Raw genomic sequence first — 20,008 nt, forward strand, 5'->3', positions numbered from 1 at the left:
TTGAGGTTTGAATGACCAACGCCGTTGATAAAAAAGTAAACCTGCTCGATTTGAATCGCGAAGGTATTCGTGAGTTCTTCAAAGAGATAGGTGAAAAGCCATTTCGGGCCGACCAGGTCATGAAGTGGATTTATCATTTCTGCGTTGACGATTTCGAGCAAATGACCAACCTCAACAAAGCACTGCGTACCAAGCTGGCGAACATTGCTGAAATTCGCGCACCGGAAATACGTACCCAACAACAATCAACGGACGGCACCATTAAGTTTGCCATGACCTTGTTTGATGGTCAGGACGTAGAAACCGTATGGATTCCGGAAAAAGATCGCGCCACTTTGTGCGTTAGTTCGCAGGTAGGTTGTGCGCTTGAGTGCACCTTCTGTTCTACTGGTCAGCAAGGCTTTAACCGTAATTTACGCGTGGCTGAAATTATTGGTCAGGTATGGCGGGTAAACCAGCTGCTGGGCGCGTCTGGCGACACTGGCGTAAAAGCTGTTACCAACGTAGTTATGATGGGCATGGGCGAACCCTTGCTGAACCTGAACAACGTAGTACCTGCCATGCAGTTAATGCTGGATGACTGGGGCTTTGGCCTGTCGAAACGTCGGGTTACCTTAAGCACCTCAGGTGTGGTTCCTGCACTTGATAAACTACGTGAACAAATTGATGTGGCACTGGCCATTTCATTGCACGCACCAGACAACAAGCTGCGTGACGAAATAGTACCTATTAATAAAAAGTACCCAATTGAAGAGTTTTTGGCGTCTAGTCGCAAATATGTCGAGAACTCTAAGGCACAAAACAAGGTCACAGTAGAGTACGTGATGATTGATCATGTGAATGATTCAACCGATCAGGCTCATGCGCTGGCAGAAACCTTGAAAGATACGCCAAGTAAGATAAATCTGATTCCATTTAATCCATTTCCTGGGTCAGATTACGGCCGTTCCAGTAATTCACGCATTGACCGCTTTGCTAAAGTTCTGATAGAAAAGGGGTTTGTGGTTATGGTTCGGAAGACTCGCGGTGACGATATTGATGCCGCTTGTGGTCAGTTGGTTGGCGATGTAATTGACCGTACCAAACGTATTCTGAAGCGTCAGCAGCAAGCGCGCGGCGGTGACGAAATAGGCGTAAAAGCCGTATAACTAAGCTGGTAGTAGCACCGGCCACTTGTACCAACGGGGAAAACTTATGAAACAACTGCTTATTGTGCTAATTACAGCACTGCTAATTAGCGGTTGTGTGTCTCAACGTGTGGTAAAAGGCGAGCAACAGCCGGCGCAAAAATTTAACGCAGCCGAAGCGGCACAAGTACGGCTGGCACTTGGTTTAGAATATTTGAACTCGGGTGACTTTGAGCAAGCAAAATTTAATTTAGAGAAAGCGCACGAATACGCCCCTAAGTCGGCTGACGTGCAATTGGGTTTAGCTTATTATTATCAGCGTGCCGAAAATTTAGAAGCGGCCGTTCGGCATTATGAACAAGCCCTGAATTTGGCGCCAAATAACCCCGACGTAATGAATAACTACGGGGTTTTGCTGTGTGAAGCTGGTGAGTATGAAGCGGCTGATAAGCTGTTCCGTCAGGCCTTGCAGGTGAATACTTACTTCCGGGTTGGCGATACGTACGAAAATGCGGCAAACTGTGCCTACGAAAGCGGCAATATTGTACAAGCGCAACAATATTTTGAGCAGGCGATTAATCACGCACCACAAGATAGCGCTATTCTTGAGCGCTATGCTGGGTTATTGTTGCAACTGGAACGTTGGAATCAGGCACAAGATGTGCTGCGCAAACGCGCTCGACAGCCGCAACTTAGTGCACAGTATTTATGGTTAGAAGTACAATTATCCCGCGCCCTTGGTAATCCCGAGCGAGCACGGCAATACGGTGAAATTCTGGAACAACAGTACCCGGATTCCACCCAAACACAACGCTACCAACAGCTAACAAAACTATGACAGCAGAGCAAGAAAACCCGGAACAAAACAATAACGAAAACGAGGTTTCAACGCCGCCACCTGCCAGTGGTCCTACGCCAGGTGAGCTGCTACGTGCCGCTCGCATGAGGCGTAACCTTGAGCTACGTGATATTGCCGATCGCTTACGTTTGCGTTTGCAAATTATTGAGCTGATTGAAGAAGACGACTACGAAACCTTTAATTCCGCCACCTTCGTGCGTGGCTATTTGCGTTCGTACGCCAAAGCACTGGAACTGAACGAAGTTGAAGTGTTAGCAGCATACGACCGCATGGGCTACGAAGAACCTGTTTCTATTGATATGCAAAGCTTCTCACGACGCAAAGCACATCAGGAAAACGACAACCGCCTTATGTTCGTAAGCTACGCCATTTTAGTTTTGGTCATTGGCCTGGCTTTTATCTGGTGGTGGCAGGAACCTGATTTTCAGTTTGGTGCCGACAGCGGTAATGGTGAAGCAGTGAGCACGAATAGCGGTCGCACCAGCGCCGCCATGCGCCCCGATGAACTGCAAGACGCTGCCGATGAGTCTGCGGCGGCTGCTCAGCGCAGTCAGGCTAACTCAGCAGAACCTTTGCGTGAAGACGAAGTAAGTTCTGCCGATGTTTCCACGGCGCTTAGCTCTACACACCCGGAACCTGCTGCGGAAGTGAGCGGTGCCGATGTTGAAGAAATTACGCAATTGCCGGTTGAATCTGAGCCAGAGCCAGAAGCAAATCGGCCAGAGCCGCAAACTGCAGACCAACCAGCAGAAGACCAAACACAATCTGAGCCAGTAGCGGCAGCTCCACAGCCGGCTAACGAACCAGCCGCGCAGGCAACTGCCAGCGAAAGTGCTGAAGCAACCAACGCTGAACTGGTTTTAATATTCGGTGGTGATTGCTGGGTGAAAGTTGAAGACGCCACCGGCGAAACCATTGCCTTTGGCGTGAAGCCAGCAGGTTATGAAATGCCATTAGAAGGTGAAGCGCCTTACAACATTACTTTGGGTGCGCCTGAAGTGGTGAGCATTCGTTTCCGTGGTGAATCGGTAGACATGAGCCAGTTCCGTTCTGGCCGGGCAGCAAGTTTCACGCTGCCCCAGTAATATTTTTAGCAATAAGTTGAGTAGCAGTCATGATGCACGAAAGTCCAATTAAACGTCGCCCGTCACGTCGCATATACGTGGGTAACGTGCCTATCGGCGATGGTGCGCCAATAGCGGTGCAGTCTATGACCAATACTGAAACCACCGATGTTGCCGCCACCGTTGCGCAGGTGAATGCTATTGCCGCAGCGGGTGCCGACATTGTGCGGGTTTCAGTGCCTACCATGGACGCTGCCGAAGCCTTCAAGAAAATCAAACAACAGTGCAGTGTGCCACTGGTTGCCGACATCCACTTTGACTACCGCATTGCCCTGAAAGTGGCCGAATACGGCGTTGATTGCCTGCGTATTAACCCGGGCAACATTGGTAACGAGCAACGTATTCGCAGTGTGGTAGACGCCGCCCGTGATAAAAACATTCCGATTCGTATTGGCGTAAACGGCGGCTCATTAGAAAAAGACCTGCAGGAAAAATACGGTGAGCCAAATCCGCAAGCCTTGTTTGAATCCGCTATGCGTCACGTCGACATTCTTGACCGTCTGAATTTTCAGGACTTCAAAGTAAGCGTAAAAGCCTCCGACGTATTTTTAGCGGTTGAGTCTTACCGCTTGCTGGCAAAACAAATTGAACAACCGCTGCACTTAGGTATTACCGAAGCTGGCGGCCTGCGCAGTGGTTCGGTGAAGTCGGCTATTGGTTTAGGCATGTTGCTGGCCGAAGGCATTGGTGACACCTTGCGCGTGTCGCTGGCGGCTAACCCGGTAGAAGAAATCAAAGTAGGCTTCGATATTCTGAAGTCACTGCGCATTCGTAGCCGTGGTATTAACTTTATTGCCTGCCCAAGTTGTTCACGGCAGGAATTCGATGTTATTTCCACCGTCAATGAGCTGGAAGAACGCCTGGAAGACGTAACCACGGCCATGGACGTGTCCATTATTGGGTGTGTGGTGAATGGCCCGGGCGAAGCGCTGATCTCCCATGTAGGCTTAGCTGGCGCCAAAAATAAAAGCGGTTTGTATGTAAATGGCGAGCGCCAGAAAGAGCGTTTAGACAACAACGATTTAGTTGATCAACTAGAAGCTAGAATCCGCGCCAAAGTAAAACAACTGCAGGCTGAGCAGATTCCTGTGAAGCCATTGTAAAGCTGCGGTATACTATGCGGCTTACATTCTTAGTATTCCACTGTAAATGGTAGTTTGACGTGGCAAAAACAATCCAAGCAATTCGTGGTATGAACGACATTTTACCGCAGCAAAGCCCGGCCTGGCAGCAGGTTGAAGCCGTGTTGCGGCAGGTGGCCGCCAGCTATGGTTACGAAGAAATTCGTATGCCTATTGTAGAGAGCACTGATTTATTTAAACGCTCTATTGGCGAAGTAACCGACATTGTTGAAAAAGAAATGTACACCTTTGACGACCGCAACGGCGACAGCCTGACGCTGCGTCCGGAAGGAACCGCCAGCTGTGTGCGTGCCGGTAACGAGCACGGGTTGCTGTATAACCAAACACAGCGGTTGTGGTACATGGGCCCAATGTTCCGCCACGAGCGTCCGCAAAAAGGTCGCTACCGTCAGTTTCATCAGTTTGGCCTGGAAGCTTTTGGCTTGCCAGACGCCGACATTGATGCCGAAATTATTTTGCTAACCGCGCGCCTGTGGCGCGAGTTTGGTATTGCCGATCAGGTTGAGTTGCAACTGAACTCGCTGGCCTCAAACGAAGCCCGGGCAACCTATCGCGATGCGCTGCGCACTTATTTAAGTCAGCATGAAGAAGTGCTGGACGAAGACAGCAAGCGCCGTTTGCAGAGCAATCCACTACGTATTCTGGACAGCAAAAACCCGGATATGCAGGCCATACTGGTGAATGCACCGCAGCTGTCAGAATACTGGGACGACGAGTCCCGCGAACATTTTTCGCAGTTGTGTAAACGACTGGATACCGCCGGTATTAAGTACACTTTGAACGAACGTTTGGTGCGCGGGCTGGATTATTACAACCGCACCGTGTTTGAATGGGTAACTACCGAGTTGGGTGCGCAAGGTACAGTATGTGCCGGTGGCCGTTACGACGGTCTGGTTGAGCAACTAGGTGGTAAAGCGACACCAGCAGTAGGTTTCGCCATGGGGCTGGAGCGGCTGGTATTGTTGCTGGAAAGCCAGAATAAAATTAAATCTCAGGCCAGTGCCGATGTGTATGTTGCCCTTATGGGTGAAGCCGCGGAACTAGCCGGTGTTGATGTTGCCGAGCGCTTGCGCTCTGAATTACCGAACGTACGGGTGCTGATGCACTGCGGTGGCGGCAACATGAAGAAACAAATGAAGAAAGCCGATAAATCAGGGGCCGCAGTAGCCGTGATTATTGGTGACAGCGAGCTTGAAAACAGTAGCTACACAGTGAAACCATTGCGTGACCAGACCGGTCAGAAAAGTGTTAGCTGGCAGCAGCTGGTTGAGTATTTAACCGCAACAATTGCAGAAAAATCTTAAAGAAGGATTAGGCACGTGGAAACTGAAGATCAACAAGTAGAACGCCTGAAGGAATTCTGGAATGAGCATGGTAAAGGCCTGGTTGCCGGCGCCGTTATCGGTTTTGGTTTATTTTACGGCTGGCGTTACTACGACGCTTCAGTAACTGAAGCGAAAGAAGCAGCCTCTGAGCGCTTTAATCAGGTAACCGCACAGTTTGATAGCAACGAAGCCGGTGATGAAGCGGTAGCCGTTGAAAACGCACAGGCGTTTATTAATGAGAAAGGCGACACCACTTATGCGCAACTGACTGCGTTTCAGTTGGCTCGTGAAGCTGTGAATAATGGCGACTTAGCCACTGCAGTAAGTGCGTTACAACAAGTGCGTGACAACGCTGAACCAGAACTTCGTGCTATTGCCGACATCCGTCAGGCGCGGGTTTTACTGGCGCAACAGCAATATGATGCGGCGTTGACGGCACTGGCAACTGACAAGCCGGCAAGTTTTACTGCGGTAGTGGCTGAACTGCGCGGCGATGTGCTGGTCGAAACAGGCGACATCGAGGGTGCGCGTGCGGCCTATCAGTTAGCTGTAGACGAAGACACTGCAGCCAGCATGGCCGGTTCAAGCACCGCAAAACTTAAATTACAAAATCTGGCAGTGGCTTCATGACATTTATTGGGCAACATTTGCAACAACAGCCGAACAACTCAGCCAGTGGCATCACGCCGCTGTTAACTCGCATTGGCAAAGCCTTAGCAGTAGGTACTGCGGCGGTGAGCTTGTCGGCTTGTTCTATTTTTTCTACCGACGAAATTACCTGGGCCGAACTTCAGCCTATTGATGAGCAAATAAAGCCATCAGTGGAATGGGATGAAAGCGTAGGCGACGGCGTTGAGCATTATTTCTCTCGGCTTGGTCCGGTAGTGGTTGGCGATCATATTATTGCAGCTGACCGTGAAGGCGTGATCAAGTCAATGCATGTGGACACGGGCAAAACTAAGTGGCGCATGAACTTAACCTCTGAAAATAGTGGTTGGAAAGTGCCAGGCAAAGCTGACACTGCGCGTATTTCCGGTGGCTTAGTAGCTAATTCGGGTAACCTGTATTTCGGTACTGAAAACGGTGAAGTGGGTGCGTTAAATGCAACCACCGGCGAACTGCTCTGGCAACAAAAAGTAGCTGGTGAAGTGCTGGCTGACCCTGCCGTAGGCGAGGGCATGGTAGTAGTGCATACCTCGTCTGGTAGCCTGGTTGGGTTAAATGCCGACACTGGTAAGCAACGCTGGGAAATTCAAATGGAAGTACCAACGCTTACCTTGCGTGGTAGTTCTGCACCTAGTATTGCCAGTGGTGGTGCTGTATTTGGTACCAATAGCGGCAAGCTTACCGTGGCTATTCTAGAAAACGGTCAACGAGCCTGGGAAACCCCGATTGCGAAACCGCGTGGCAGCACCGAGCTAGAGCGTTTGGTGGATGTAGACACCAAGCCGATTATTTTCGGTGGCACTATTTATACCATCGCGTTTAACGGTCAGTTGAGTGCCGTAGAGCTGTCTAACGGCAGAATTATCTGGCAGCGCAAATATTCGTCGTACCAGAGCCTGGCGGTTACCGCCTTAGCTATTTACGTAACCGACGACCAAAGCCACGTGCATGCCATTGAGCGTAGCTCAGGTACCGAAATCTGGAGTTCATCTGAATTGTATGGCCGCCAGTTAACGGCGCCAACAGTAAGCGGTGAATTTGTGGTGGTAGGCGACTTTGAAGGCTACTTCCATTGGTTAAACCGCAGTTCAGGTGAAATTCAGGGCCGTCTTGAATTAGATGGTGACGGTGCTTATGTGCCAGCACTTGAACACAACAATATGCTTTATATGCAACTGCGCGATGGCAGTCTGGTAAAAGTAAAACCTTAAAACTCCAAAAGGATAGAAACGGCCATGTTACCCGTTGTAGCCCTAGTCGGGCGTCCAAATGTCGGCAAATCAACCTTATTCAATCGGCTAACGCGTACTCGTGACGCGTTAGTTGCTGACTTTCCGGGGTTAACGCGTGACCGCAAGTACGGTCAGGCCAATTACGACGGCTATCAGTTTATTGTGATTGATACCGGTGGTATTAACGGCGACGAAGAAGGCATTGATTTAGAAATGGCCGGGCAGTCGCTGCAAGCTATTACTGAAGCCGACGTGGTGTTGTTTCTGGTAGACGCCCGCGACGGTGTTACCGTAGCTGACGATGCCATTGCCAAACACCTGCGTAAGCAAAACAAAAAAACCTTCGTGGTATGTAATAAAGTAGACGGCATTGATGCCGTAGCCGCCTCGGCAGACTTTTACAGCTTGTCGCTGGGCGAAATATACCCCATTGCGGCAGCGCACGGTCGTGGCGTTGAGCAACTGCTGGAATTAACCTTAGGCCCCTTGGCCGAGGCGTATCCGGAAGTGCTGGCGTCAAACACCGAAACCCCAGCCAGTGAAGACTTAGCGCACGACGAAATTGACTACGAAGCGCTGCCATTAAAACTGGCCATTGTTGGTCGGCCCAACGTGGGCAAATCTACGTTGATCAACCGCATTCTGGGCGAAGAGCGAGTGGTGGTGTACGACATGCCGGGAACCACCCGTGACTCGGTTTATATTCCCATGCAACGCGATGGCCGTGAGTACATCTTAATTGATACTGCCGGCGTACGTCGCCGCGGCAAAATTGACGAAACCGTTGAAAAATTCTCAGTGGTGAAAACCCTGCAGGCTATTGAAGACGCCAACGTGGTTATTTGTGTGGTAGATGCCCGCGAAACCATTTCCGACCAGGACTTAAACCTGATTGGTTATGCCTTAAATGCGGGTCGCTCTATAGTACTGGCAGTCAATAAATGGGATGGCCTGCGCAGTGATCACAAAGACGAAATTAAGCGCGAGCTGGATCGCCGCTTAGGCTTTGTAGATTTTGCTCGCCTGCACTTTATTTCCGCATTGCACGGCACCGGCGTTGGCAACCTGTTTGAGTCGGTACTGGAAGCCTACGACAGCGCTACCCGCCGAATTAACACTGCACAACTAACCAAGATTATGGAAATGGCGCAAGACGAGCACCAGCCACCATTGGTGCGTGGTCGTCGGGTGAAGCTGAAGTATGCGCATGCTGGTGGCTACAACCCGCCACGGGTAATTATTCACGGCAACCAGGTAGAGCACCTGCCGGGTTCTTATCAACGCTATTTGATTAACTATTTCCGCAAAGCCATGCGGGTAATGGGTACGCCAATTAAAATTGAGTTCCGTGAATCTGTGAATCCGTTTGCTGGTAAAAAGAACAAACTTACCTTAACGCAGGAACGCAAGCGCAAACGCCTGCTGAAATTCATTAAAAAGAAGTAACAAGAAGTTACAAAGTGTTTCGAGTTGATTTACGGCTGAATGTGTACAAGTCCTATTGCAATAAGGGCCAGACAAGCGTCTGGCCTTTTTTGTTTACGCCTTACAAAACCTAAACAGTCATATTTGTTAAAAATATGATGAATTCGTGCTTTCAATGTTAAAAAAAATTAAGTAGCATCGGTTCCGATCCGTTATTAGCTATGTGCAGATGTTACACAAGTGTAACGGGTGAGCAAGCTCAATACTGCCTTTTAGTGAACCCGCGAATTTTTCGTAAGTGGTGACTGGGAAGTCTAGTTTTATTTGCTAAGTAAATATAAAAGTTGCTCACATCTTTTTAGTGTTTGAAGAATGTAGTGAGTGGTATTAATTGAACAATAGGATGATATAACAATGCCAACTAAACAATTTAAATTAACGGCATTATCAGCTGCGCTTGTACTGGGCTTAACCGCCTGTGGCAGTGATGATAATTATGCACCGGAAGTTTCAGCGTCAATTGCTGCTGAAGGTAACCAGTGGATGCCAATTCAGGGTCAGGTAACAGCAACCGACGCCAACGGCGACGACTTAACCTACTCGGCTACGGTAGCCTCAGCTGAAGGTGCCGAAACAGCACCAGGTACAGTAGAAATTAGCGGCGATGGCAGCTTCGTATACACGCCAATTCGCGCTGAAGCAGCGGTAATCACTATTGAAGTAAGCGATGGTGAATTAACGACTACAGAAACAGTGACCGTTGAGACTGTGAACGGCGATCCACTAGCTGACCAACAGTGGCACTTACGTAACACCGGACAAACTGGTTTTGCCATGGCGGACTCGGTTTACGAAGCATACATAGATCTTCGTGTTGCTCAGGGTTGGACTCAAGAAGAAGCTGAAGCAGTTTTCTTTTTTGACGACAGTATTCTGGTTCCAGGTGAAGACTTGAACGTTGCTGGTGCTTATCAACGTGGTATTACCGGTCAGGGCTCTATCTCGGTGGTAGTTGACCAAGGTTTGGCTATTGACCATGAAGACCTGCAATCGAACGTGCTGCCAGGCCGCTCAATAAACCTGATTCCTGATGCTGTAGATCGTACTGACCCTACCGTATTAGGTAATGGCGGTGACCACGGTACTTCAGTTTCTGGTTTGATTGCTGCTGAAGGCTGGAATGGCTTAGGTGGTCGCGGTGTGTCTCCTAACGCAGGCCTGATTGGTATGAACTATTTGGGCGGAGCTGGTACACAAACAGACCGTAACTTTATGATGGTTCATGGTATGGCTGGTTCTGGTATTGGCGCTAGCGACAACGTTGTTACCTTTAACCGTAGCTACGGTATTACTGCTCCGGTAATTTTTGACACCGACCCTATTGATGAAGCTATCGTTAGTTACCCATCTACCCAGTTACGTAACGGTTTAGGTGCGTTGAATATTAAGTCAGCCGGTAATGCGTTTATTAGTTCAGGTAACTGGCCTGAAGGTAACCAACTGTGTGACGCACAGCAGGCTGGTGTAGTTGAGGGAGCGCGTCGTGTTCTTGGTTGTTATGACGGTAACTGGGATCCAAGTAACGCCAATTTCTACACGCTATCAATTGGTGCAGTTAACTCCGACGGTAACCACACGAGCTATTCAACGTCAGGTTCTAACCTGTTAGTTGCGGCTCCTGCTGGTGAATTCGGAACCTTTGAACCAGCGATGGTGACCACGGACCAAACTACTTGTACACGTGGCTACTCAGGTTGGGCTGCTTATGACAGTTTCCGTGCCGTAAACGGCGCATTTCTAGATAGTTTGGGTGTTGAAAACTTCCATGCCCGCGTTTACCCGTTCAACAACCCTATGGGTGATTTGAACGACAATAACTTAAGCTGTAACTATACCAGCACCTTTAATGGTACTTCGTCAGCTGCACCAAACACTTCTGGTGTGGTTAACTTGATTGCTGAAGCAAATCCAGATTTAAACTGGCGTGAAATTCGCTACATTCTGGCAAGCACTGCAACCCAGGTTGCTCCTGACGACGCTCCAGTTGAACTAACTATTGGTGAAGACGTGTTTGTTGCTCACCAAGGTTGGGTAGAAAACGCTGCTGGTTATAGCTTCAACAACTTATATGGCTTTGGTCGCCCGAACGCCGGTGCGGCAGTTGAACTTGCTATGTCAGGTTCGGTCGAACTACCAGAACTGGTTGAAACTGATTGGCTGGAAACTGTACTGGAAACTCCAGTAGCTGTACCAGACAACAATGCCGAAGGTACTTCAATTGAAATTACTGTTGAAGAAGACCTGACCATTGAGGGCGTACAATTTGCCTTGTCAGTAACCAACCCAGCAATGGAAGATGCATACAACGGTGTTATCTCAGGTACTACCGCAGGTTCGGATATTGCTATTGAAGTAACTTCTCCGGCGGGCACGACGTCAGTGATTGCAACCTCGCGTACATCGCTAGGTGCGTACTTTGGTTTAGGCGCTCTGGGCGGTACTTTGGAAGCGATTTATCATCCAAGCAGCCCGTTGCTAACCAACGCGTTTTTAGGTGAGTCGTCTGCCGGTACTTGGACAGTTCGTGTGTTAGATACGAATGGTCAGGATCGTGGTGTGTATCTAAATAATGCGGAAAACAGCCTTGTAGATCAGGTTAATGTCCGTCTGTTTGGTCATTAATTTACAAGGTTAAAGGAGAATAAATTATGAAATTAACAATCATGGCTTTAGCCGCATCAGGTTTATTGATGACAGGTTCTGTTATCGCTCAGGATCAAGCTGGCGATATCCGCCTGAACAGCAATAGTCAGAACAGCGTTGCAAAGGCTGAGCGTCCGGCATCGGTAGGCAACGAACGTGCGTTCGGAACTTACCGCATGATGAAAGATGGCGCGAGCGTTGAAGCACCTAAGCTTTCTGGTGGTGTTCAAGTGTATAACGAGGTAACCCGTAACGTAGCCACTATTAGTGGTAACGTGACTGTGTTAGCCGGCGAGAGCAGCTTGGCAGCCATTGCAGAAGAATTTGGTCTGACTATTGTTAGCCAGGATTCTCGTGTTGGCTTAGGCGTATTACAAGCACCAGAAGGTGCTGACTTAAATGCGTTAGTTGAGCAATTACGCGCAAGCGGAAAGGTTCGTGCAGCTCGCATAGAAGTTGTTGAACCGCTGAACGAGTTACACGTTATTAAACGTTAATTCGTATTGAAGTGAATATAAGGCCTGATTCTGGTGTTAAACTGGGGTCAGGCCTTTTTCATTTAAGGAAAGCAAATTATGAAAATTAATATGACAGCCAATATCAAACTTAGCTTGCTGGCGTTCGCCTCAGTTTTTATGCTGAGCGCCTGTAACGAACAAAGCGAACCAACTCAGCAGCAGGATGAGCAGGAGTTAAGTTCAGATGAACAGAGCTCAGAGGCAGGGAGCTCAGCAGGCGAGCAAGGCACAGAAATGACGGGTGCTGACGACCAACAAGAACAGCAAGTAACCGAACAGGAACTGGCTGAAAAGCGTCAACAAATTCGTGATATTATTCGGCCACCCAGAGCCAGCGACATAACGCAATGCAAGTTAGTAGGCCTGGGCTCCAGACCTTGCGGTGGCCCTGAACGCTACGTAATTTATTCCACGGAAACAACCGATGAAACTAAGTTGCTACCGGCGGTTGAAGAATACAATCGCATGCATAAAATACTGAACGAACAACAAGGCCAGATTTCCATTTGTGAAATGCTTCCGGAGCCAAATATCGCGCTAAATAGTGGTATGTGTATGCCAGGGGCTGAACTCCATTAAACTCAAGTAATAAAGGCGAAAAACAAATTTATGTCTACCTATCCAACCGACCAGCTGTTGCGTTATACCTTTATTGACCAAGACGTGCGTGGCGAGCTTGTGCAACTTAGCTCCAGCTATCAGCGTATGCTGCAAGGGCACGAGTATCCGGCCCCAGTGCAGCGTTTGCTGGGCGAGCTCATGGCCGCTACCTCGTTGCTTACTGCCACACTGAAATTTGAAGGTCATATTGGCGTGCAGTTGCAGGGTGACGGACCGCTGAACTTTATTTCGGTGAACGGTTATCACGATCAGCGGTTGCGCGGTGTTGCACGGGTGCGTCAGGAAATTAGCGACGACCAGACTGACTTGCGCGAGTTATTAGGTAAAGGGCAGCTGATTATTACCCTAACGCCAGACCAGGGTGAGCGCTACCAGGGTGTAACCAGCGCTGATGAAGACAGCGTTGCTGCTATTTTAGAAAATTATTTTAGCCAGTCTGAGCAGTTGCATACGCGGTTGTGGTTGCACGCCGATGGCGAGCATGCGGCCGGTATGATGCTGCAGGTGTTGCCTTCAGCGGGTACTGATTTAGCTGGTTTTGAGCACTTAGAGCACCTAACGCAAACCATGACAGCCGCTGAATTGTTTACGCTGCCGGGTGAGCAAGTACTTACTCGCTTATATCATGACGAGCAGGTGGAACTCTATCCGGCACAGGGCGTCGAATTCTTCTGTGGCTGTTCGCGTGAACGTACTGCCGATGCACTGGCTGCAGTAGACCCAACCGAATTAGAAGAAATTCTTCGCGAGGAAGGTCAAATTGTAATGACTTGCGAGTATTGTTTAGCTGAGTACGTGTTTACCTAAGTTTGTTTACTTACCTAAGCTCAGCTAACCTAGGTTCATTTGGCACAAGATGGCTATGACTGAATCAGTAAGACTGGATAAATGGTTATGGGCGGCGCGGTTTTATAAAACCCGCTCACTGGCGCGGCAAGTGGTACAGTCGGGTAAAGTATTGCTCGACGGGCAGCGTTGTAAGCCGTCACGGACTGTGGCGGTGGGTAATCTGCTGAAGTTTCCGCGCGGGCATGACATTATGGAAGTGGAAGTTCTGCAGGTAAGTGACGTGCGCCGCAATGCACCTGAGGCGCAGAAGCTTTATCAGGAAACGGAAGCTTCGGTAGTGCGGCGGGAAAAGGAAGCAGAACTGCGTAAGCTAAACGCGCATCTGAATCCGCATCCGGCTACCAAGCCCGACAAAAAGCAGCGTCGCGATTTGCGTAAATTTAAGAATGAAATGTAAGTAGTAGTGCGAATAAAAAGGTAAGCAAAAGAATATTGTTAAACGATTGTTGCCCTCGGCCTATCACGATAGAATGCCGAGACACTATAAAACTAAAATAAAGTAATCCTGTGGTCACAAAATTTTCAATCCGAAGTGTGAACTGGTCTGGCGGAGCAACCGACAGCGCTACCTTACAACGCCGTTTATTAAAGGCTGGCGTGGTGGTATTGGCGTTGGTGGCCGTATGGCTATTGGCACAATGGGTATGGTTGTTAGCCACGCCCGCGTCACCGGCAGCACCGGCGGGTACTGCAGCGCCAAGTAGCCAGGCTGGCAGCGGCCAAAGCAGTGCGCCCAGCGTAAATATTTCCAGTCTGACGAATTTGCATTTGTTTGGTGAAAGCTCCGCGCAAAGCGTTCAGGCGCAGGCATTAAATGCCCCTAAAACTCAGTTGAATGTGCGCTTAGTGGGGGTGTCGGCCAGTAGTAATCCGGAACGTTCGGCAGCCATTATTCAGCAAGGCGCTAATCAGCAAACTTACGTGGTTGGCGACACCCTTACCAATGCCCGGGTTACCATCACTGAAATTTACGCTGACCGTGTTATTCTCGACAACAGCGGTCGCATTGAAACGCTTGAACTGGAAGGCATTGGCGAGCTGAGCGAAGGTTTGTCACTTACTATGGCAAACAGCGTGAGCAACAATGCAAGCACGAATACCGCTAACCGCAGTAATAGCCGCGAAGTAGACAATCGTGACGACGCTGAGTTATCCGAGCAACTGGCTGCGGTGGCTAATGAGCCAAGCAACTTATTCAGTTACGTAAATATTTCACCAATGCAACAAGACGGTGAACTACTTGGCTACCGGTTAGCGCCGGGGCAGCAGCCGGAATTGTTCCGCGCGGCAGGATTTCAGGCCGGCGATTTGGCTATTTCAATTAACGGCTACGACTTAACCGACATTAGCTCGGCTATGTCTGCCACCGAAGAATTAAGAACCAGCAGTGAAGTGTCTATTACCGTGCTGCGTAATGAAGAATACATAGAGCTGGTATTTAGCTTACCGGCCGCACAGGAATAAATTTTATGATGCCAAAACCAATCAACAAACTGACACTTGCGCTGCTACTTAGCCTAACAGGTATGCATGCCGCTACTGCCGTTGCCGCGCCGCAAAATACACAACAACAAAATGCGCAGCAGGAAGAATACGCCGCCAGTTTCAAGAACACCGAAATCAGCGAGTTTATTCAGGTGGTGGGCCGTAATTTGGGCAAAACCATTATTATTGATCCGCAGGTGCGAGGCCGCATTGACGTGCGTAGCTATGACGTGATGACCGCCAGCCAGTACTGGCAGTTTTTCCAGAACGTGCTGCAGGTGTACGGCTTTGCCGCCATTGAAATGGAATCGGGCATCGTAAAAGTTATTGTTGATAAAGACACCAAAAATGCTGCGACACCTATTGTCGGAGAAGGCGAGCAATTGCGCGGTGACACTATAGTTACTCGCGTACTTCAGGTGAAAAATGTAAACGTACGCGAACTGGCACCCTTGATTCGTCAGTTAAACAACCAGGCTGGCGGTGGTAACACCGTTAGTTATGACCCTTCTAACGTTATCATCCTTACCGGTAACGCCGAGCGCGTGCAGCGCTTAACTGAAATCGTAGAACGGGTAGACTTAGCTGGTGACCGCAACGTTGAAATTATTGAACTGCAGTATGCATCGGCCTCGGAAATTGTGCGTATTGCACTAAGCCTGTACGACAAATCAGCCGACGCCAATGCACCTGATTTATTGATTCCTAAAGTAGTGGCTGACGAGCGCACCAACAGCGTGATTATCAGCGGCGAGCCGCGCGCTCGTGAGCGAGTTTCTAAGTTGGTACGTCAGTTAGACAAAGACTTAAAAACCGAAGGTAACACCCGGGTTTATTATTTGAAATACGCCAATGCGCAAGAGCTGGTTGAGGTGCTGCAGGGCGTTAGCCAGTCCATTCAGGCAGAAATGGAAGGTGCTGGTGGCAGTGGCCAGGCAGCGAATGTGCAACGCCGTCGTCCGTCCGGCGGCGGTGCGCTGGGGCAGGACATCAGCATTAGCGCGCACGAAGCCAGTAACTCATTGGTTATCACCGCCAAGCCCGATTTAATTGCTTCGCTGGAAAGCGTGATTCGTCAGCTAGATATCCGCCGTGCTCAGGTGCACGTAGAAGCGATTATTGTGGAAGTAATGGAAGGCGATGGCGTTAACTTAGGCTTGCAGTGGATAAGCGAAGACGGCGGCATGGTGCAGTATAACAACGGTAACCAGGTACCTATTGGCCAATTAGCCGCTGGTGCTTATCAGGCCCGTACGCAGGAAGGCTCAGTAACAGAACGTATTGATAACGCCGGTAACTTAATTACCACCCGCGAACCCGATCAGCAAGGCGACGTGTCGCTGCTGGCAGAGCTTCTGGGTAGCGTAAACGGCATGATGTTCGGTGTGATTAAAGACGACTGGGGCGCTATTTTGCAGGCGGTTAGCACCAGCACCAACTCCAACATTCTGGCTACGCCCAGCATTATGACGCTGGACAATGAAGAAGCCAGTTTCCTGGTAGGGCAAAGCGTACCAACAATCACAGGTTCAACCGTGGGTGGCAACAACGAAAATCCATTCCAAACGGTAGACCGTGAAGACATTGGTATAAAACTGAAAGTTACCCCGCAAATTAACGAAGGTAATGCCGTACAAATGATTATTGAGCAGGAAGTTTCCAGCTTAAGCGGCGCAACCTCGGTAGATATCACCATTAATAAACGTGAACTGAAAACCGTGGTGCTGGCTGAAGACGGCGAAACCGTGGTGCTGGGCGGCTTAATTGATGAAGACGTACAAGAAAGCGTGTCTAAAATTCCATTGCTGGGTGACATTCCGGTATTAGGGCATTTGTTCCGCTCTACCGCTACCAGTAAACAGAAGCGTAACCTCATGATTTTCCTGCGCGCCCGTATTGTGCGCAGTAGCAACGAAGCCCAGGCTATTAGTGGCACCAAATACAACTACATGCGTGCCGAGCAGTTAAAACGCCGTGCCGATGGCATTGATTTAATGCCAAACACCGACAGCCCGGTAATGCCGGAATGGAACGGCAACCTTACTTTGCCACCAAGCTTTGATGAATACCTGCAGGAAAAAGGCATTGAGTCGCCGCAGCGCGAAGCTGAGCAGGCTGAGGGTGAGCAAGACCAACCGGTGAAGGACTAAGCATGACTGATGTGGCTGAGCTGGTTTCAAGCATAGTTCCCAAACGCTTACCTTTTGCGTTTGCGAAGCGCTTTGGTGTGGTTATCCAACACAACGAAGGCGAAGCGCCGGTGGTACATTGCCGTAGTGACATCAGCGGTCAAACCTTGCTGGAAGTGCGCCGTATTCTGGCCCAGCAGTTTGAGTTGCAACAGCACAGCGACAGTGACTTCGAAGCCTTATTAACTCAGGCCTACCAGCGCGACTCCAGCGAAGCCAAGCAGTTGATGGAAGATATTGGTAATGAGAGCAATCTGTTTAGCCTGGCCGACGAGCTGCCGCAAACCGAAGACTTATTAGAAAGTGAAGACGACGCGCCTATTATCAAGCTTATCAACGCCATGTTGAGCGAAGCTATTAAAGAGGGCGCTTCAGATATTCACATTGAAACCTTTGAAAAAGATCTGCTGATACGTTTTCGTATTGACGGCGTGTTGCGTGAAATTATTCGCCCGAACCGCAAGTTAAGCTCGCTGCTGGTGTCACGTATTAAAGTGATGGCGCAGCTGGATATTGCCGAAAAGCGTATTCCGCAAGACGGCCGCATTAGCTTGCTAATTGCAGGCCGGGCAGTAGACGTGCGGGTTTCTACCATGCCGTCGAATCACGGCGAACGCGTGGTACTGCGGTTACTGGACAAAAACAATGCGCGCTTAAACCTCGGTCAACTGGGCATGACTCAGGATCATCGCGACTTATTCGCCGAACTGATTAAAAAGCCACACGGTATTATTCTGGTAACCGGCCCTACGGGCTCGGGTAAAAGTACCACTTTGTATGCCGGCTTAAGCGAAATTAACTCCAAAGACCGTAATATTCTGACGGTGGAAGACCCAATTGAGTACGCCATTGAAGGCATCGGCCAAACTCAGGTGAATCCGCGGGTAGACATGACGTTCGCACGTGGCCTGCGGGCTATTTTGCGACAGGATCCCGACGTAGTCATGGTGGGTGAGATTCGCGATGTGGAAACTGCCCATATTGCGGTGCAGGCCAGTTTAACCGGTCACTTAGTGTTGTCTACCTTGCACACCAATACCGCCTCGGGCGCTATTACCCGGTTAGAAGACATGGGAATAGAACCATTTCTGCTCAGCTCCAGTTTGCTGGCGGTATTGTCGCAGCGCTTAGTACGAACCTTGTGTGAGCACTGCAAAGAGCCGCACCTGGCCGACAACGAAGAAGCTCAGGTGTTGTCAGTAACCAGCGCCGAGCGTGATGCCCAGGGCGACTTTACTATTTATCGCGCCAAGGGCTGCGAGCACTGCAATCAAAGCGGTTATCGCGGCCGTACCGGCATTCACGAACTTCTGCTGGTGGACGAAAAAGTACGCGAACTCATTCACAACGGGCACGGCGAGCAGTCAATTGAGAAGTATGTGCGTAAACAGGCGCCCAGCATTCGTCATGACGGTTTAGACAAAGTAAAAGCCGGGGTCACCACGCTCGAAGAAGTATTGCGTGTAACGCGCGAGGAATAAATCGTGGCAGCGTTTGAATATCAGGCGGTTACCGCCAAAGGCAGCAAAAAGAAAGGCATTATTGAGGCCGACACCGTACGTCAGGTGCGTCAACAGCTGCGCGAACAAGGCTTAATGCCGATTCGGGTAGACTTAGCTGCGGAGCAGGACCGCGGCACTGCCGAAGAACATCGCGCCCGGTTGGGCTGGCTGTCCAGTGGCTCCTTTCGTAGTGGCGTTAGCGCGTCCGACTTAGCACTAGTTACCCGTCAGTTATCTACTCTGGTAGGCAGCGCCTTACCTATTGAACAAGCCTTGCTGGCGGTGGCCGACCAAAGCGAAAAGCCGCGCCTGCAAAAGCTTATTATGGCAGTGCGCAGCAAAGTGGTGGAAGGCTACTCGCTGGCGGAAAGCATGGCCGAATATCCGCGTGTATTCGACAACCTGTATACCGCTATGGTGGGTGCTGGCGAACGCTCGGGCCATCTGGACGAAGTATTAAGCCGCCTGGCTGATTACACCGAACAACGCCAGCATATGAAAAGCCAACTGGTACAAGCGCTGGTGTACCCAGCCATGCTAACTCTGGTGGCTGTAGGTATTATTGTATTCCTGCTGGTGTCGGTAGTGCCGCAAATTGTCGAGCAGTTCACCACCTTGGGGCAAGAACTGCCGCCGACTACCACAGCACTTATTGCTATTAGTGAAACCCTGCGTGGTTACGGTATTTATTTGCTGTTGCTGATTGGGGTGGCGCTCATTGTGTTTAAGCAAGCACTACGTAAGCCTGCGTTTCGCGATAAATTTCATGCCTGGCTGCTGCGAATGCCGTTGTTTGGTAAGGTTATTCGTGGGGTAAACACTGCGCGGTTCAGCCGTACGTTGAGCATTTTAAGTGCCTCGGCGGTACCGCTGCTGGAAGGCTTGCGTATTACCGCCACCGTACTTAGCAACCGTGCTATGCATATGGCGGTTAGTGATGCGGCCGACCGGGTACGCGAGGGTTCGTCATTGCGGGCAGCCTTGGCACAAACCAAACTGTTTCCGCCTATGATGTTGCACATGATATCTGCGGGTGAAAAAAGTGGCGAGCTGGAACAAATGTTAGGCCGGGCCGCCGACAACCAGGACCGCGAGTTTGAAAACCTGGTCAGCATTAGCTTAAAAATATTTGAGCCGGTTCTTATTGTAACTATGGCCGGTATTGTCTTATTTATTGTGTTAGCTATTATTCAGCCGATCTTGCAGTTGAATCAAAGCATTGGTTTGTAGTCTTACACAGC

Annotated in this window: 17 protein-coding genes; all 17 read left to right on the plus strand. The window is 49.8% G+C overall.

Going from position 1 to position 20,008, the window contains the following annotated elements:
* Window positions 1–11: 11 nt before the first annotated feature.
* The 17 genes from CCE91_RS02810 to gspF all read left to right on the plus strand — a co-directional run bounded on the left by CCE91_RS02810 (window position 12) and on the right by gspF (window position 19,997).
* On the plus strand, window positions 12–1,148 hold the full coding sequence (locus CCE91_RS02810) for a bifunctional tRNA (adenosine(37)-C2)-methyltransferase TrmG/ribosomal RNA large subunit methyltransferase RlmN (RefSeq protein WP_086433739.1): 1,137 nt from the start codon (window positions 12–14) through the stop codon (window positions 1,146–1,148).
* A gap of 46 nt (window positions 1,149–1,194) precedes the next feature.
* Complete coding sequence (pilW, locus tag CCE91_RS02815) at window positions 1,195–1,965, plus strand: type IV pilus biogenesis/stability protein PilW (RefSeq protein WP_086433740.1); 771 nt, start codon at window positions 1,195–1,197, stop codon at window positions 1,963–1,965.
* Complete coding sequence (locus CCE91_RS02820) at window positions 1,962–3,071, plus strand: RodZ domain-containing protein (protein ID WP_086433741.1); 1,110 nt, start codon at window positions 1,962–1,964, stop codon at window positions 3,069–3,071. The genes pilW and CCE91_RS02820 overlap by 4 nt, the downstream gene beginning before the upstream one ends.
* 29 nt (window positions 3,072–3,100) lie before the next feature.
* A complete protein-coding gene (gene ispG / locus CCE91_RS02825) occupies window positions 3,101–4,213 on the plus strand; it encodes a flavodoxin-dependent (E)-4-hydroxy-3-methylbut-2-enyl-diphosphate synthase (protein ID WP_086433742.1) in 1,113 nt (370 codons plus the stop codon).
* A 59-nt stretch (window positions 4,214–4,272) separates the two neighbouring features.
* On the plus strand, window positions 4,273–5,556 hold the full coding sequence (hisS, locus tag CCE91_RS02830) for a histidine--tRNA ligase (protein WP_086433743.1): 1,284 nt from the start codon (window positions 4,273–4,275) through the stop codon (window positions 5,554–5,556).
* A gap of 15 nt (window positions 5,557–5,571) precedes the next feature.
* Entirely contained in the window at window positions 5,572–6,207 is a 636-nt protein-coding gene (locus CCE91_RS02835; RefSeq protein WP_086433744.1) for a YfgM family protein, read from the plus strand.
* On the plus strand, window positions 6,204–7,454 hold the full coding sequence (gene bamB / locus CCE91_RS02840; RefSeq protein WP_086433745.1) for an outer membrane protein assembly factor BamB: 1,251 nt from the start codon (window positions 6,204–6,206) through the stop codon (window positions 7,452–7,454). Before CCE91_RS02835 ends, bamB begins: the two co-directional genes overlap by 4 nt.
* A 24-nt stretch (window positions 7,455–7,478) precedes the next feature.
* The gene (der, locus tag CCE91_RS02845) at window positions 7,479–8,921 is read left to right on the plus strand and encodes a ribosome biogenesis GTPase Der (protein WP_086433746.1); all 1,443 of its coding nucleotides are present in this window, start codon (window positions 7,479–7,481) and stop codon (window positions 8,919–8,921) included.
* A 393-nt stretch (window positions 8,922–9,314) separates the two neighbouring features.
* Complete coding sequence (locus CCE91_RS02850) at window positions 9,315–11,582, plus strand: S8 family serine peptidase (protein WP_086433747.1); 2,268 nt, start codon at window positions 9,315–9,317, stop codon at window positions 11,580–11,582.
* Between the two features lie 26 nt (window positions 11,583–11,608).
* The gene (locus tag CCE91_RS02855) at window positions 11,609–12,100 is read left to right on the plus strand and encodes a S8 family serine peptidase (RefSeq protein ID WP_086433748.1); all 492 of its coding nucleotides are present in this window, start codon (window positions 11,609–11,611) and stop codon (window positions 12,098–12,100) included.
* A 78-nt stretch (window positions 12,101–12,178) separates the two neighbouring features.
* Window positions 12,179–12,700, plus strand: a complete 522-nt coding sequence (locus CCE91_RS02860; RefSeq protein ID WP_086433749.1) for a hypothetical protein — start codon at window positions 12,179–12,181, stop codon at window positions 12,698–12,700.
* A gap of 30 nt (window positions 12,701–12,730) precedes the next feature.
* Window positions 12,731–13,549, plus strand: a complete 819-nt coding sequence (gene hslO / locus CCE91_RS02865; protein ID WP_086433750.1) for an Hsp33 family molecular chaperone HslO — start codon at window positions 12,731–12,733, stop codon at window positions 13,547–13,549.
* Between the two features lie 49 nt (window positions 13,550–13,598).
* Entirely contained in the window at window positions 13,599–13,988 is a 390-nt protein-coding gene (locus tag CCE91_RS02870; RefSeq protein WP_198677990.1) for an RNA-binding S4 domain-containing protein, read from the plus strand.
* A 110-nt stretch (window positions 13,989–14,098) separates the two neighbouring features.
* Window positions 14,099–15,055, plus strand: coding sequence for a type II secretion system protein GspC (gspC, locus tag CCE91_RS02875; protein ID WP_234996246.1), 957 nt, complete (start codon window positions 14,099–14,101; stop codon window positions 15,053–15,055).
* A 5-nt stretch (window positions 15,056–15,060) separates the two neighbouring features.
* On the plus strand, window positions 15,061–17,226 hold the full coding sequence (gene gspD, locus CCE91_RS02880) for a type II secretion system secretin GspD (protein ID WP_407681272.1): 2,166 nt from the start codon (window positions 15,061–15,063) through the stop codon (window positions 17,224–17,226).
* Between the two features lie 2 nt (window positions 17,227–17,228).
* Complete coding sequence (gene gspE / locus CCE91_RS02885) at window positions 17,229–18,746, plus strand: type II secretion system ATPase GspE (protein ID WP_086433751.1); 1,518 nt, start codon at window positions 17,229–17,231, stop codon at window positions 18,744–18,746.
* A 3-nt stretch (window positions 18,747–18,749) separates the two neighbouring features.
* A complete protein-coding gene (gene gspF, locus CCE91_RS02890) occupies window positions 18,750–19,997 on the plus strand; it encodes a type II secretion system inner membrane protein GspF (RefSeq protein WP_086433752.1) in 1,248 nt (415 codons plus the stop codon).
* The last annotated feature ends 11 nt before the right edge of the window (window positions 19,998–20,008 follow it).

Source organism: Pseudidiomarina planktonica, from assembly GCF_900177775.1.
GTDB classification, from domain to species: domain Bacteria; phylum Pseudomonadota; class Gammaproteobacteria; order Enterobacterales; family Alteromonadaceae; genus Pseudidiomarina; species Pseudidiomarina planktonica.